Here is a 14,631-nt window from a genome sequence, read left to right as displayed (position 1 = left end):
CCTTATGTGGTGACATTGGGCCCGGGGGCACCGCCCAGCGGTAGCTGGGGGAGGCACTTGGGACCAAGGAGGCACCCATGCGTGGAGCCACACATGCCAGGTGGGCCGCGTGTGCGGTCGCCGCAGCTCTGGCGGCGGCAGGCTGTGGCGGCGGAGGCGACGGCAGCGGTGCCGGTGGCGCCGAAGGCATCGTGTCGTCCTCGTGGGGCGATCCGCAGAACCCGCTGGAGCCCGCCAACACCAATGAGGTGCAGGGCGGCAAGGTTCTCGACATGATCTTCCGTGGTCTCAAGCGGTACAACCCGAAGACCGGCGCGGCCGAGGACATGCTCGCCGAGAAGATCGAGACCACCGACTCGGTCACCTTCAGGATCACCGTCAAGGACGGCTGGACCTTCAGCAACGGCGAGCAGGTCAGCGCCAGTTCGTTCGTAAACGCCTGGAACTACGGCGCGAGCCTGAAGAACAACCAGAAGAACGCCTACTTCTTCGGCTACATCGAGGGATACGACCAGGTCCACCCCGAGAAGGGGCAGCAAACGGCCGAGACCCTGTCCGGACTCAAGGTCACAGGCCCGCTCACGTTCACGGTCAAACTCACCCAGAAGTTCTCCACCTGGCCCGACACCCTCGGCTACGCCGCCTTCGCGCCGCTGCCCAAGGCGTTCTTCGACAGCCACGACAGCTGGCTCGCCAAGCCCGTCGGCAACGGCCCGTACACCGTCGACTCGTACGCCAGGGGCTCGAAGATGTCCCTGCGCACGTGGGACGGCTACCCCGGGACCGACAAGGCGAAGAACGGCGGCATCGACCTCGTCGTCTACACGGACAACAACACCGCCTACACCAGCCTGATCGCCGGCAACCTCGATCTGGTCGACGACGTACCCGCCGCGCAGCTCAAGAACGTGCAGGCGGACCTCGGAGACCGGTACATCAACACACCGGCCGGCATCATCCAGACCATCGCCTTCCCCTACTACCAAAAGGCATGGAACACCCCCGGCGGAGCGAAGGTCCGCACCGGCCTGTCCAGGGCGATCAACCGCGAGCAGATCACCGACACGATCTTCCTGAAGACCCGCACACCCGCGAAGGACTGGACCTCACCCGTACTCGGCGAGGACGGCGGCTTCGACCCCACCCTGTGCGGCGACGCCTGCGAGTACGACCCCGCCGCGGCCAAGAAGCTGATCCAGGAGGGCGGCGGTCTGCCCGGCGGCCAGGTGAAGATCTCGTACAACGCCGACACCGGCTCCCACAAGGACTGGGTGGACGCCGTCTGCAACTCCATCAACAACGCGCTCGGCAACACCAAGGCCTGCGTCGGCAACCCCGTCGGCACCTTCGCCGACTTCCGCGACCAGATCACCCAGCTGAAGATGAGCGGCCCTTTCCGGGCCGGCTGGCAGATGGACTACCCGCTGATCCAGAACTTCCTCCAGCCGCTCTACTACACCAACGCCTCGTCCAACGACGGCAAGTGGAGCAACAAGCAGTTCGACAAGCTCGTCGACCAGGCCAACGCCGAGAGCGACACGGCCAAGGCGGTGGACACCTTCAAGCAGGCCGAGAGGGTCGTACGGGACCAGATGGCGGCCATCCCGCTCTGGTACCAGAACGGCAGCGCCGGCTACTCGGAGCGGCTGTCCGACGTCGCCCTCAACCCCTTCAGCGTCCCGGTCTACAACGAGATCACGGTCAGCTGACGCCGGAAGGCAACCGGTCGGGCGCCCCGCAGCACCGGACCGTCCCCCTTCCCACGACCCCCGGAGCCCTTCATGGGACGTTATGTGAGCCGGCGTCTGCTGCAGATGATCCCGGTCTTCATCGGCACCACGCTGCTGATCTTCCTCATGGTCAACGTCATGGGCGACCCCGTCGCGGGCCTGTGCGGCGACCGGCAGTGCGACCCGGCGACCGCCGCGCAGCTGCGCAAGGAGTTCGGCCTCGACAAGCCCGTGCTCCAGCAATACCTGATCTACATGGTCAACCTCTTCACCGGGGACTTCGGCACGGCGTTCAACGGGCAGCCGGTCACCGAACTGATGGCGGACGCCTTCCCCGTCACCATCCGGCTGACCCTGGTCGCGATCTTCTTCGAGATCGTCATCGGCATCACGCTGGGTGTCGTCACCGGCCTGCGGCGGGGCCGCCCGGTCGACACCGGGGTGCTGCTGGCGACCCTGGTGGTCATCTCCGTCCCGACCTTCGTCACCGGTCTGCTGCTCCAGCTGCTGCTCGGTTACGAGTGGGGCATCATCGACCCCTCGGTCTCCCCCGAGGCGCCGCTCGACGAACTGTTCGTGCCGGGACTGGTGCTCGCCTCGGTCTCGCTCGCCTATGTCACCCGGCTCAGCCGCACCTCGATCGCCGAGAACGCCCGCGCCGACTACGTCCGTACGGCAGTTGCCAAGGGCCTGCCCCGGCGCCGGGTGGTCGGAAGGCATCTGCTGCGCAACTCGCTGATCCCGGTGATCACCTTCATCGGCACGGACATCGGCGCGCTGATGGGCGGTGCCATCGTCACCGAGCGGATCTTCAACATCCACGGCGTCGGCTACCAGCTCTACCAGGGCATCCTGCGGCAGAACAGCCAGACCGTGGTCGGGTTCGTGACCATCCTCGTCCTGGTGTTCCTGCTGGCGAATCTGATCGTCGACCTGCTGTACGCCGTACTCGACCCGAGGATCCGCTATGCCTGACCCGCAGCACCCCGGCCGCGACCAGGACAACGCCATCGCGCCCACCGGCGAGGGCGGCACGATGGACCTCGCGATGGACGAGGGCGAAAGCCTCGAGAAGCTGCTGGACACCCCCACGGGCGAGGAGGGACCCGCGGGCAAGCCGCGCAGCCTGTGGACCGACGCCTGGCGCGATCTGCGACGCAACCCCGTCTTCATCGTCTCCGCGCTGGTGATCCTCTTCCTGGTCGTCATCTCGATCTGGCCGTCGCTCATCGCGAGCGGGGACCCGTTGCAGTGCGACCTGGCCAAGTCGCAGGAGGGCTCCCAGCCCGGCCACCCCTTCGGGTTCAACGGCCAGGGCTGCGACGTCTACACCCGTACCGTCTACGGCGCACGCGCCTCGGTGACGGTGGGCGTGTGCGCGACGCTCGGGGTCGCCCTGCTCGGCTCCGCGCTGGGTGCGCTCGCCGGGTTCTTCGGCGGCGCGGGAGATGCCGTGCTCTCCCGGGTCACCGACATCTTCTTCGGTATCCCGGTGGTCCTGGGCGGTCTGGTCTTCCTGTCCATGGTGACCAGCTCCAGCGTCTGGCCGGTGATCGGCTTCATGGTCCTGCTGGGCTGGCCCCAGGTCGCCCGGATCGCCCGCGGCTCGGTCATCACGGCGAAGCACAACGACTACGTCCAGGCGGCGCGGGCGCTCGGTGCGTCCAGCTCCCGGATGCTGCTGCGGCACATCGCGCCCAATGCCGTGGCGCCGGTCATCGTCGTGGCGACCATCGCGCTCGGTACGTACATCTCGCTGGAGGCGACGCTCTCCTACCTCGGCGTCGGACTCAAACCGCCCACCGTCTCCTGGGGCATCGACATCTCGTCGGCCTCCCCGTACATCCGCAACGCCCCGCACATGGTGCTGTGGCCGGCCGGCGCGCTGGCGGTCACCGTGCTCGCCTTCATCATGCTCGGCGACGCGGTGCGCGACGCCCTCGACCCCAAGCTGCGCTGAGGAGCCCTCATGTTGCTCGAAGTGCGCGATCTGCACGTGGAGTTCCGCACGCGTGACGGCGTCGCCAAGGCCGTCAACGGCGTTCACTTCATGGTGGACGCGGGCGAGACGCTCGCCGTGCTGGGGGAGTCCGGGTCCGGCAAGTCCGTGACCGCGCAGGCGGTCATGGGAATCCTGGACATGCCCCCCGGCCGGATCACGGACGGCGAGATCCTCTTCCAGGGCCAGGACCTGCTCAAGCTCAAGGAGGACCAGCGCCGCGGGATCCGCGGGGCCGGTATGGCCATGATCTTCCAGGACGCGCTCTCCTCGCTGAACCCGGTGCTGACCGTCGGCGACCAGCTCGGCGAGATGTTCACCGTCCACCGCGGCATGTCCAGGAAGGACGCCCGGGCCAAGGCCGTCGAACTGATGGACCGGGTGCGCATCCCGGCCGCCGGGGAACGCGTCGGGCAGTACCCGCACCAGTTCTCCGGTGGTATGCGCCAGCGCATCATGATCGCGATGGCGCTCTCCCTCGAGCCCGACCTGATCATCGCCGACGAGCCGACCACCGCGCTCGACGTGACGGTCCAGGCCCAGGTCATGGATCTGCTCGCCGAGCTCCAGCGCGAACTGGACATGGGTCTGATCCTCATCACCCACGACCTCGGCGTCGTCGCCGACGTCGCGGACCGGATCGCCGTGATGTACGCGGGCCGGATCGTGGAGTCCGCCCCCGTCCACGACATCTACAAGGCACCCGCTCACCCGTACACGCGGGGTCTGCTGGAGTCGATCCCGCGCCTGGACCAGAAGGGCCAGGAGCTGTACGCGATCAAGGGTCTGCCGCCCAATCTCCTGCACATCCCGCCCGGCTGCGCCTTCAACCCGCGCTGTCCGCTGGCCCGGTCCGTGTGCCGGACCGACGAGCCGCCGCTGTACGAGGTGTCCGAGCACCGCAGGAGCGCCTGCCACTTCTGGGAGGAGACGCTCCATGGCTGAGCCGGTCCTGGAAGTACGCGACCTGGTCAAGCACTATCCGCTCACCCGGGGCATCCTCATCAAGAAGCAGATCGGCGCGGTCAAGGCGGTCGACGGTGTCGATCTCGACCTGGTCGGGGGCGAAACGCTGGGCATCGTGGGGGAGTCGGGCTGCGGCAAGTCCACACTCGCCAGGATGCTGGTCCACCTCGAGCGGCCCACGGCCGGGGCGATCCGCTACAAGGGCGAGGACATCACCAGGCTGTCGGGGCGTGCGCTCAAGGCCGTGCGCCGCAACATCCAGATGGTGTTCCAGGACCCGTACACCTCGCTCAACCCGCGGATGACGGTCGGCGACATCATCGGCGAGCCGTACGAGATCCACCCCGAGGTGGCTCCGAAGGGCGACCGGCGCCGCAAGGTGCAGGAACTGCTCGATGTCGTCGGTCTCAACCCCGAGTACATCAACCGTTATCCGCACCAGTTCTCGGGCGGCCAGCGCCAGCGCATCGGCATCGCGCGCGGCCTGGCGCTCAACCCCGAGATCATCATCTGCGACGAACCCGTGTCGGCGCTGGACGTGTCGGTGCAGGCGCAGGTGATCAATCTGCTCGACCGGCTGCAGAGCGAGTTCTCGCTCAGCTACCTGTTCATCGCGCACGACCTGTCGATCGTGCGGCACATCTCCGACCGGGTCGGCGTGATGTATCTGGGCCGCATCGTGGAGATCGGCAAGGACGCCGAGATCTACGACCACCCCACCCACCCTTACACGCAGGCCCTGCTGTCGGCGGTCCCCGTCCCCGACCCCGAGGCGCGCGAGCACCGGGAGAGGATCATCCTCACCGGAGACGTTCCGTCGCCCACGAACGTCCCCTCCGGCTGCCGCTTCCGCACCCGCTGCTGGAAGGCGCAGGAGCGGTGCGCGCTGGAGGTGCCGCTGCTGGCGGTGCCCGCTCATCTGCGGCCGGTCGCGGGGCCCGTCCACCATGCGTCGGCGTGCCACTTCGCCGAGGAACGGCATGTGGTGCCGAGCGAGGGGCCCGGCAGGCCCGGTGCCCCGCGCGGCGAAATCCGATGAATGTCCATCAAATTCTTTAACATGCAGGCAACTTGGCTGCATCGCATCCGATATACGAACGCTGCACACTGAACTCCGTACGGCCGTGCGGGTGCCGTTGACCGGTCGCAGTCCCGTTCAGGGGCTGCGGCCGGTCGTCCGCGCCGCCCGCCCGCCGGGTTGGCCAGTCACCGCCTTGCTCCACGGGTGCGCACCGATGCAGGATCGCCGGTGTGACTCTTACGCGGGGGGCTCGGATCACGGGAGCGGCGCTGTGCGCCCTGCTCGCGCTGATCGTAGGAGCATGGATCGTAAGGGACCTGTCGACCGCCGACGAGCCGCTCGACCTCTGGCGGTTCTGGACCGGCGGCGTCCGCGGACCGGACGCGGCGCCCCTCACCACCACCGTCACCGACCTGGCGCTGCTCGCCGTGTACGCCGGCGCGGCCGTAGCCGCCCTGCGCTCGGCCGCCGCCGTCGCCGCCGCTGCCCTGACGGCCGTGGCCGTGATCACGCTCGCCCTGCGGCTGCCGTCCCTGTGGGTGCTCACCGCCTCCTGGATGGATCTGCAGGCCACCGACTCCCTGCGCACCCGGGCGCTGTACAGCACCTTCGCGGTGCTCGGCCTCGCCGCCGCGCTGATCGTCGCGGTCCTGGCCGGACGCCGCCCGCCGGGAGCCGAGGCGTACGAGGACGCCCACTCGCCGCGCGCCGACCCGGGCGCGGCCCGCCGGCTGACGCCGACCCGGCCCGCCCGCGGCGCGTCCGTGCTCGCGTTCCTGCTGCTCTTCGCGGCAGCGGGGGTGACGGTGGCCTGGCAGATCCGCTGGGCGTACCTCTCGGGTGCCGCAGGCTATGCCGACCTGCTCACCGGCAGCGAGCGCGCCCCGCTGAAGCTGCTGCAGACCCCGTCCGCCTGGCTCGCCTGTGCGACAGCCCTGCTCGCGCTGACCGCTGCCGTCGGCGCGCTCAACCAAGCGGTCTTCACGCGCCCGTTCGGTGCGGTGGTGGCGGCTGTCCTGATCGCGGACGGCGCGGTGGGGCTCGACTTCACGGTCCGGCGAGAGCTGTTCCGGGGTTTCGGGGAACTGCGGATGGAGGAGCAACTACTCGTTGCCACCTGGCTCTTCGAGCTCGTCGCCGGAGCCGTGCTGCTGGTCGTGTCGGCCCGCCGCGGTGAGAGTGGACCGGCGGACGGTGTACCGGGCGGGTACGGTGCGGCGGGCGGCACGCCGCGGCCCGGGTACGGCTGTCCCCAGGCTGGGTACTCCGGCTACGGCCATCCGCAGCCTCCCGGTCCGCCGGACGGCCAGGGCGGCGGCCACGGTCCGCCCCCGCCGCCGTCGTCCCCGCCGCCCGGCTGGTAGCCCGGCCCCGGGCGGCCCCGGGTTGCCGATCTCAGGCGTCCATGCCCAGTGACCTCTTCAGGAAGTCCACCTGGAGCAGGAGCAGATTCTCCGAGATCTGCTCCTGCGGCGTCATATGTGTCACCCCGGTCAGCGGCAGCACCTCGTGGGGGCGACCCGCGGCCAGCAGCGCCGCGGACAGCCGCAGAGTGTGTGCCACGACCACATTGTCGTCCGCCAGACCATGGATGATCATCAGCGGCCGGTGCGGAGTCTCCGCCACCGTCAGCCCGTCGTCGCCGACCAGCGAATTGGCCCGGTACACCTCCGGCTGCTCGAGAGGATCTCCGAGATACCGCTCGGTGTAGTGGGTGTCGTACAGCCGCAGATCGGTCACCGGTGCGCCCGCCACCGCCGCGTGGAACACGTCCGGGCGGCGCAGCACCGCCATGGCCGCCAGATAGCCGCCGTACGACCAGCCCCGGATCGCCACCCGCTCCAGGTCCAGCGGAAACTCCGCGGCCAGCGCCTGAAGCGCCTCGATCTGGTCGTCCAGTGTGAGCGGGAAGTTGTCCTTGACGGCCTTCTCCCAGGCCGGCGACCGGCCGGGCGCGCCCCGCCCGTCCGCGACGATCACGGCGAACCCCTGATCCGCGAACCACTGCGAGGTCAGATAGGGATGGTGTGCGGCGAACACACGCTGACCGTGCGGCCCGCCGTACGGATCGAGCAGCACCGGCAGCGGACCGTCGGCTTCCGCGTACCCGGCCGGCAGCAGCACCGCCGCCGGGATGCGATGCACCCCCGCCTCGACCAGCCGCGGCCGGGCCGTGAGCACCGGTTCCTCCGCGTACGAGGCGACCTGCGCGATCTGCTTGCCGTCGCGCAGCACCTGCACCGTCGCGCCACTGGTGTCCGTACGGGACGACGACAGCACCGTCACCCCGCCCGATCGCACCGCGCCGTGCACCCCGGGCCCCTGGGAGACGCGCTCCACGCCCAGCTCGTTGACCCGGTACACATGGATCTCGCCGACCTCCGGCTCCGGGGCCTCCTCCCCGGCCGCCGCCGACACCAGCACGTCGCTCTCGTCGATGTCGAGCACCGCGCGGAGCTGCAACTGCGCCCCGGTCAGCACCCGGTCCCCGACCGCGAGCACCCGCGCTCCGCCCTCGTCCGCGATCCGTACCAGCCGTCCCCCGCCGAAGTCCCGCGCGGACGACCTGCCCGGTGCCCAGGCAGGCACCCCGGGGGACAGTTCCAGCCACGCCCGGTCCTCGTCGACATGCACGGTGCGGGTCGCGCCCGACTCCGGGTCGACCGCCAGATACAGCTGGATGCGCTGGTCACGCGACTGGACCAGAAGCAGCGGAGCCCCCTCGGACGACCAGTGCACCCGGGCCAGATACGGATAGGCGGCCCGGTCCCAGAGCACCTCCGTGCGCTCCGCGCCGTCCGCCAGTGCCACGAAATACAGCCGCACTTCGGCGTTGGCCGTCCCGGCCGCCGGATAGGCGACCTGCGCCGGCTCCCGGTCGGGATGCGCCGGGTCCGCGATCCACCAGCGTCGTACCTCCCGGTCGTCGACCCGGGCCACCAGCAGCCGGTCCGAGTCCGGCCCCCACCAGAAGCCGCGCGAGCGACCCATCTCCTCCGCGGCGATGAACTCCGCCAGGCCGTAAGCCGTGTGCTCGTCCTCCGGCTCGGCCAGCGCCCGGTCGTCCTCGCCCTCGGCGCCCGTCACCCGCAGCGCGCCCCGCGCCACATACGCGATGTGCCGGCCGTCCGGGGACGGCCGCGGGTCGAGGACCGGCCCCGGAACGGGCAGTTCGCGCGCGGTGCCGGCCCGCAGCTCAGCCGTGAACAGCCGCCCGGACAGCGCGAACGCCGCCAGCTCGACCGCCTGGTCCGCCGCGTAGCCCACGATTCCGGCCGACCCCTCGCGGCTGCGTTCACGCCGGGCCCGCTCCTCGGCCGACAGCTTCTCCTCCGCCCCGCCGAGCAGGTCCCGGGGATCGGCGGCCACGCGCTCCTGCGGCCGGCCGCCGTCCCCGTCCAGATCGAGCACCCACAGCAGGCCCGACCGGTCGGTGCCGGAGGAGGAACGGAGGAACACCACGCGCGAGCCGTCCGGGGACACCGTGAAGGCGCGGGGGGCGCCCAGCGTGAAGCGCTGGGTCCTGGCGTACTGACGCGGGAAGGAGAGCTGCTGCCTCGAGGTCATGCGACCGAACCTAGCGGTCGTGCGCCCCCGTGTGCTGCCGTGCACCGATCGATGCGAAGGTACGGATAGTTATGATCCGTAGCGCAAGGTGGGTATGAACCCCATGACATCTGCTCCGGCACATGCAACATGACCGTCCCGACCGAATATCTATGGAGGTGAACCGCCGTGGCACTCTCGATTTCGGCGGTGGTGCTGCTGGCGATCGTCGTCTTCCTGCTGATCCGGAAAGCCGGGCTGAAGGGCGCACATGCGACGGTCTGCGTGTTGCTCGGGTTCTATCTCGCCAGTTCGTCGGTGGCTCCCACCATCACCGAACTGACCACCAACGTGGCGGGGATGATCGGGGGCATCAAGTTCTAGTCCGCCGCACGGCCGGGCCCATCTAGGCTGTCCGGTATGAAGGAGCTTCCCGCCCGTCGTCTGCTCCTCGTGCATGCGCACCCGGACGACGAGTCGATCAACAACGGCGCGACGATGGCCAGGTACGCGGCCACGGGCGCCCAGGTCACTCTGGTGACCTGCACGCTCGGCGAGGAGGGCGAGGTCATTCCGGCCGATCTGGCCCATCTCGCACCCGACCGGGAGGACCGGCTCGGCGCCCATCGCGTCGGCGAACTGGCCGCCGCGATGAAGGCGCTCGGCGTGAGCGATCACCGCTTCCTCGGCGGCCAGGGCCGGTTCAGGGACTCCGGGATGATGGGCGTCGAGCAGAACCACCGTGAAGGCGCCTTCTGGAAGGCCGACGTGGACGAGGCGGCCGCCTGCCTCGTCGAGATCATCAGGTCGGTGCGGCCGCAGGTGATGGTCACGTACGACCCCAACGGCGGATACGGGCATCCCGACCACATCCAGGCGCACCGGGTCGCGATGAGGGCGGCCGAGCTGGCCGCCGAGCGCGCCTTCCGCCGTGACCTGGGCGACGCCCACACCATCGCGAAGATCTACTGGAACCGCGTCCCGCGGTCGGTGGCCGAGGAGGGCTTCGCCCGTCTTCACGCGCTCGGCGGAGCGGACTTCCCGGGCATTGCCGAGATCACGGATGTACCGGGCGTGGTGGGCGATTCCGAGATCACCACGGAGATCGACGGCACCGGGTACGCGGAGCAGAAGGCGGCCGCGATGCGCGCCCATGCCACACAAATCGCCGTGGACGGGCCCTTCTTCGCACTCTCGAACGATCTGGGGCAACCTCTCTTCGCGCACGAGTACTACCAGTTGGTGAGCGGCGTGCGGGGCGCGCCGGAAGGGGAGCGTGAGCGCGACCTCTTCGCGGGGATCGAGGGGAATGTCGGTGTCCAGGGGATGGTGACGGCATGAGCGCGCGGAAAAGGCCGGGCAATTCGGGTGCTTCGGGCGCTTCAGGTACTTCGGGTGCTTCGGGCTCCCGCGGGGCTCGGCGTGCTTCCGGTGCGCCGGACGTTCCCGGCGGCTGGCTGACCCGGCCGCCCAGTGCGCCGCGCCCCGGGCGGGCGGCCGCCTATCTGGTGCTCGTCGTCCTCGGAGCGGTCGTCGGTGTCGCGGGCACGCTGGTCCAAGGTGCCTGGTTCCCGGGCGGATTGCTGCTCGCGCTGCTCGGTTCGGCAGCCCTGTTCTACGGCGCTCTGCGGGCGTGTGGCACCCAGCTCGGCGTGGCCTCGGCGGCCATCGGCTGGCTGCTGGCGGTCGTCGTGCTCAGCTTCGGACGCCCGGAGGGGGACGGTGTGTTCGCCGCCGGGATCGGGCCTCTTGTCTTCATGCTCGGGGGGATGGTACTGGCTGTGATGTGTGCCACCATGTCGCGATCGCTGCAACCGGGCGGCCGGCCGGGCGGACTTGAGGGCTAGCGGGAGGTAGGACCCCCAGGACGCAGCAGGTCCGGCCGACCCCTATGGTGGGTCGCCCCAACGGTCACCCCGACGGGTGGGAAGCCGTTGAACTGACCGAGTCCGCACGGTCGGCACCGGGCCGCTTCCCGCAGTCCCCGGGTCTTTGTCGGCAGCGGACAGTATGGTGGTGCGCGCCGCCGAGCCGCCCGCAGCAGTAGCTGTCCAGTAAGAACGGGCGGCGACGCCAACCGGGAGAACCTGCTTTGAGTCGTGAAACTGACAGTTCGTCCTCCGGCCCCCAGGGGCGCGGTGGGACCGCGTACCCCTCTGGGACGCCGCCGTACGGAACCCGGCAGTATCCGTCGCTGCATCCGACGCAGGACGCTCCGGACGAGCCCGCCACGGCCCCTGAGGCGCAGCCGGACGAACCCAAGACCGAGACCACACTGACGACGCGCATCCGGATCAACATCCCGGGTTCGCGGCCGATCCCGCCGGTCGTCATGCGTACGCCGATGAGCGACGTGAACGCGGCCGCCGCCGCGAAGGCCGGTCCGGGAGCTGCCGGCGCCGGCGCGAAGAGCGCAGGCGGCAACAGTCAGGACAGCGAGCGCACCGGCAGCACGCCGGTGCCCGAGGCCCGGCCGCAGGTGCCGGCCCCGGCCCCCGAGCCGCAGCCGGAGGAGAAGCCGGCAGGCAGCGACTGGTTCGCGCCTCGCAAGCCGGCCCCGCCGACTCCCACGCCCCCGCCCGCGCCTGCGCCGCAGGGCGGCGGCGCCGGTGCGAACGGCTCGGGCGGTGGCACGATCGGCGCCGGTGCGGGCGGCCCCGGTGCGCGGTCCAACCTGGCGGCGCTCGCCGAACAGACCGGGGCCCCCGCCGCACCCGCGGGTCCGGCGCAGGGCGGCCCCGGCCTGCCCCGCCGTCCCGCGCAGGGCGGGGCTCCCGGTACCACCCCGCCCCCCGTCGGCAACGGCTTCGCCCCCGGCCCGGGACGGAACACCCCTCCGCTCGGCGTACGCCCGCCCGGCGTCGGGCCTTCCGGCCCGACGGGTGGACCGGCCACCGGCAGCATGCCGCTGGCACCGCGTCCCGGCGGTGTTCCGGGCCAGGGCACTCCGGGCGTTCCCGGCCAGGGCCCTGCCGGGATCGGTGGTCCCGGCGCACCCCGCCCCGGCGGACCCGGCCGTCCCGGCGTCCCGGGCGGTCCCGGCGGCGCGCCCCGGATGTCCGACGACACAGCGGTACTCACCCCGCAGCAGCCCGCGCCCGAGCAGGGCGGCGGCGGTCATGTCTCCGGCGACACGCTGACCAGCGGCATCCCCGTGGTCCCGTCCGACGGACAGCACCGCTCGCCGTTCGCGCCGCCGCACACGGGCTCCGGCACGGGTCCGAACCCGGTCATGCCCCCGGTCCCCGGCCCCCGGGCCGGGGAGGCGGACTTCGCGGACTTCTCCGCGCCCGAGTTCGCGGGCGGTCCCGGCGGTGCCGCCGGACCCGTCACGCCCGGCCCCTCCGCCCGGCCCGCGCCCCGGACGGCATCCGCACCGGCCAAGCAGGGCCGTTCCAAGATGGTCCTCGCCGGCGCGGGCGTACTCGGTCTCGTCGGTATCGCCTACGGCGCCGGTCTGCTGCTCAACCACTCCGACGTGCCCAAGTCCACGACGGTGCTCGGCGTCGACATCGGCGGCGGCACCCGGGACGAGGCGGTCAACAAGCTCGACGCCGCTTTCGGCAAGCGGGCGGGCGCGCCGCTCCAGCTCTCGGTGGGCGGCGAGAAGGTGCAGCTCGCCCCGGACAAGGCAGGCCTCTCCCTGGACAGCCAGGCGACCGTCCGCGGTGCCGCGGGCAGCGACTACAACCCCATCTCGGTGATCGGCTCCCTCTTCGGCGGCGAGCGCGTCGCGGAACCGGTGATCGTCGTGGACCAGGAGAAGCTGAGCGTCGCGCTCGCCGACATCGGCAGCGCTTCGGGCACCGCGACCGAGGCCACGGTCACGTTCGTACCGGGCAAGGCCGTCCCCGTACCCGGCAAGGCGGGCCAGGCGCTGGACGTCACCCGCTCGATGATCGCGGTCAAGGACGCCTACCGCGCCCAGGTCGAGACCGGAAAGCCGAACGTCGTGCAGCTGCCGGTCGCCACCCGCCAGCCGACCGTCGGGCAGGCGGAGCTCGACCGTGCGATGAAGGAGTTCGCCCAGCCCGCGATGTCCGGCCTGATCACGATCAAGGCAGGCGGCAAGGAGATCCAGTTCGGTCCGGCGAAGTCGCTGCCCAAGATCCTCTCGATGAAGGCGATCGACGGCCGGCTGGTCGAGGTCTATGACAAGAAGGCGATCGAGCAGCTGCTCGACGGCGTCTTCGACGGCATCACGATCACCAAGGGTGACGGCAAGCAGCACCAGGTCTCGGCGGACGACGTCGCCCAGGCCATGGGCCCGGCGCTGCGCGGCAAGACACCGGCGGAGCGTACGGCCGTGATCGAGCTCGATCCGAGCTGATCGTTCCCCGCCTCGTAACGCCCCCGCCCCGGTCCGCCGGGACGGGGGCTCCTACGTCGGGTGACGGATCGGTTCGCGTGGTGCACCCCAAGTGCACCGGCGGTCCGGGGTCAGGCCGGATGCCGGGTGCACGACCTGGTCATGCCCCGCCCCGCACGGCATCGCGGCTCGGGCGGCCGCAGCCCCGCGTACGGCCGCCGGCACGCCTGTGGCCGGCCGTGCCGTGGCCTCGGTCTGCGTCGCCTGGGCCCGATCCTGGCGGCAGTCGGGGCACAGCCCTTCGTCCGCCACCGGCCGGAAGAGCCGCGGCTGGGTGTGCTCGCCCGCGCACTCGCGCATGAGGGCGACCCTGGGCGGCTCCGAAGGCTCCTCGACCGGAGGCACCTCGCGCAGCAGATACCGCACCAGCCCACCGGGCCGGTGGATGTTCTCGCCGGCAGCGGGCAGGCCGCGCCTGATCCCGTCCCGCACGGCATCGGGCGTATGCCCGAGCCGAAGCCACTGGGCGGCCGGCGTGGCCAGCTGGCGCAGCATGCCGCGCGGCACGCACAGCCGAGGGTCCAGTTCCCGTAGCGCGGCAACGAGTTGCCGCGCATCGGTATCGGCGTGGTCGGGCGGGGGAGGGTGTTCACCCCAGGGGTCTTTTCTGGATGGCGAGCGACGGACGGGTCGTCCGGCTCACCGACGGTCCGTTCTCCGGCAGCCGGTTCCGGTGCGGTCGGCGCGGGCTCCACCGGTGCGGCCTCCCTCAACCGGGCGACATCCTCGGCAGTCAGCGGGACGCTGGAGACGAGCTGCCGGGTCCGCCAGAGCCCACCGGGCCCCTGTTCCCTTCCACTCGTGGAAGTAGCCCTCGTCCTTGAGCTGCTGCTTGCTCCGGCTTGGCACAAGTCCAGTTACAGCGGCGGCAGCAGCGGCGAGTGCCTCGAAGTCGACGACGCCGGGGTCCCGCCGGTAACGCTGCTGGATTGAACGCTAAGGAATGATCATGGCATGGGTCGGGGGGGTCTCGGTTCGATCACTACCGGGACGACTGTGA

At 70.8% G+C, this 14,631-nt stretch carries 13 protein-coding genes; 11 read left to right on the top strand and 2 right to left on the bottom strand.

The window, feature by feature from the left end:
- The first annotated feature begins 77 nt into the window (after window positions 1–77).
- From ABZ208_RS31400 to ABZ208_RS31375, 6 genes are all read left to right on the top strand, one after another.
- The gene (locus ABZ208_RS31400) at window positions 78–1,709 is read left to right on the top strand and encodes an ABC transporter substrate-binding protein (RefSeq protein ID WP_356912850.1); all 1,632 of its coding nucleotides are present in this window, start codon (window positions 78–80) and stop codon (window positions 1,707–1,709) included.
- A 72-nt stretch (window positions 1,710–1,781) separates the two neighbouring features.
- Window positions 1,782–2,705: an ABC transporter permease gene (locus ABZ208_RS31395; RefSeq protein ID WP_356912849.1), complete on the top strand. Its 924-nt coding sequence runs from the start codon at window positions 1,782–1,784 to the stop codon at window positions 2,703–2,705.
- Entirely contained in the window at window positions 2,698–3,690 is a 993-nt protein-coding gene (locus ABZ208_RS31390) for an ABC transporter permease (protein ID WP_356912848.1), read from the top strand. The genes ABZ208_RS31395 and ABZ208_RS31390 overlap by 8 nt, the downstream gene beginning before the upstream one ends.
- Window positions 3,691–3,699: 9 nt before the next feature.
- Window positions 3,700–4,674 (top strand): ABC transporter ATP-binding protein, encoded by a 975-nt coding sequence (locus tag ABZ208_RS31385; RefSeq protein ID WP_356912846.1) that lies wholly within the window; start codon window positions 3,700–3,702, stop codon window positions 4,672–4,674.
- The gene (locus ABZ208_RS31380; protein WP_356912845.1) at window positions 4,667–5,734 is read left to right on the top strand and encodes a dipeptide ABC transporter ATP-binding protein; all 1,068 of its coding nucleotides are present in this window, start codon (window positions 4,667–4,669) and stop codon (window positions 5,732–5,734) included. The genes ABZ208_RS31385 and ABZ208_RS31380 overlap by 8 nt, the downstream gene beginning before the upstream one ends.
- 212 nt (window positions 5,735–5,946) lie before the next feature.
- Window positions 5,947–7,080, top strand: a complete 1,134-nt coding sequence (locus ABZ208_RS31375) for a hypothetical protein (protein ID WP_356912844.1) — start codon at window positions 5,947–5,949, stop codon at window positions 7,078–7,080.
- 31 nt (window positions 7,081–7,111) lie between these two features.
- On the opposite strand, the gene ABZ208_RS31370 is transcribed toward ABZ208_RS31375, so the two are convergent.
- Complete coding sequence (locus tag ABZ208_RS31370; protein WP_356912843.1) at window positions 7,112–9,283, bottom strand: alpha/beta fold hydrolase; 2,172 nt, start codon at window positions 9,281–9,283, stop codon at window positions 7,112–7,114.
- 168 nt (window positions 9,284–9,451) lie between these two features.
- Between ABZ208_RS31370 and ABZ208_RS31365 the strand changes: the two genes are divergently transcribed.
- The 4 genes from ABZ208_RS31365 (at window position 9,452) to ABZ208_RS31350 (ending at window position 13,592) form a co-directional block, all read left to right on the top strand.
- Window positions 9,452–9,646: a hypothetical protein gene (locus tag ABZ208_RS31365; RefSeq protein WP_328396877.1), complete on the top strand. Its 195-nt coding sequence runs from the start codon at window positions 9,452–9,454 to the stop codon at window positions 9,644–9,646.
- A 36-nt stretch (window positions 9,647–9,682) separates the two neighbouring features.
- The gene (gene mshB / locus ABZ208_RS31360; protein ID WP_356912842.1) at window positions 9,683–10,603 is read left to right on the top strand and encodes an N-acetyl-1-D-myo-inositol-2-amino-2-deoxy-alpha-D-glucopyranoside deacetylase; all 921 of its coding nucleotides are present in this window, start codon (window positions 9,683–9,685) and stop codon (window positions 10,601–10,603) included.
- On the top strand, window positions 10,600–11,109 hold the full coding sequence (locus ABZ208_RS31355) for a DUF6113 family protein (RefSeq protein ID WP_356912841.1): 510 nt from the start codon (window positions 10,600–10,602) through the stop codon (window positions 11,107–11,109). Before mshB ends, ABZ208_RS31355 begins: the two co-directional genes overlap by 4 nt.
- A gap of 245 nt (window positions 11,110–11,354) precedes the next feature.
- On the top strand, window positions 11,355–13,592 hold the full coding sequence (locus ABZ208_RS31350) for a hypothetical protein (protein WP_356912840.1): 2,238 nt from the start codon (window positions 11,355–11,357) through the stop codon (window positions 13,590–13,592).
- Window positions 13,593–13,643: 51 nt separating this feature from the next.
- On the opposite strand, the gene ABZ208_RS31345 is transcribed toward ABZ208_RS31350, so the two are convergent.
- Window positions 13,644–14,138: a hypothetical protein gene (locus tag ABZ208_RS31345; RefSeq protein ID WP_356912839.1), complete on the bottom strand. Its 495-nt coding sequence runs from the start codon at window positions 14,136–14,138 to the stop codon at window positions 13,644–13,646.
- Window positions 14,139–14,432: 294 nt separating this feature from the next.
- Here ABZ208_RS31345 and ABZ208_RS31340 point away from each other — a divergent pair, with 294 nt between their 5' ends.
- Window positions 14,433–14,564, top strand: coding sequence for a DUF397 domain-containing protein (locus tag ABZ208_RS31340; protein ID WP_356912838.1), 132 nt, complete (start codon window positions 14,433–14,435; stop codon window positions 14,562–14,564).
- Window positions 14,565–14,631 lie beyond the last annotated feature (67 nt).

It is taken from the genome of Streptomyces sp. NPDC006208, assembly GCF_040613775.1.
Lineage (GTDB): Bacteria > Actinomycetota > Actinomycetes > Streptomycetales > Streptomycetaceae > Streptomyces.
This window is presented reverse-complemented; position numbering and strand designations above follow the sequence as displayed.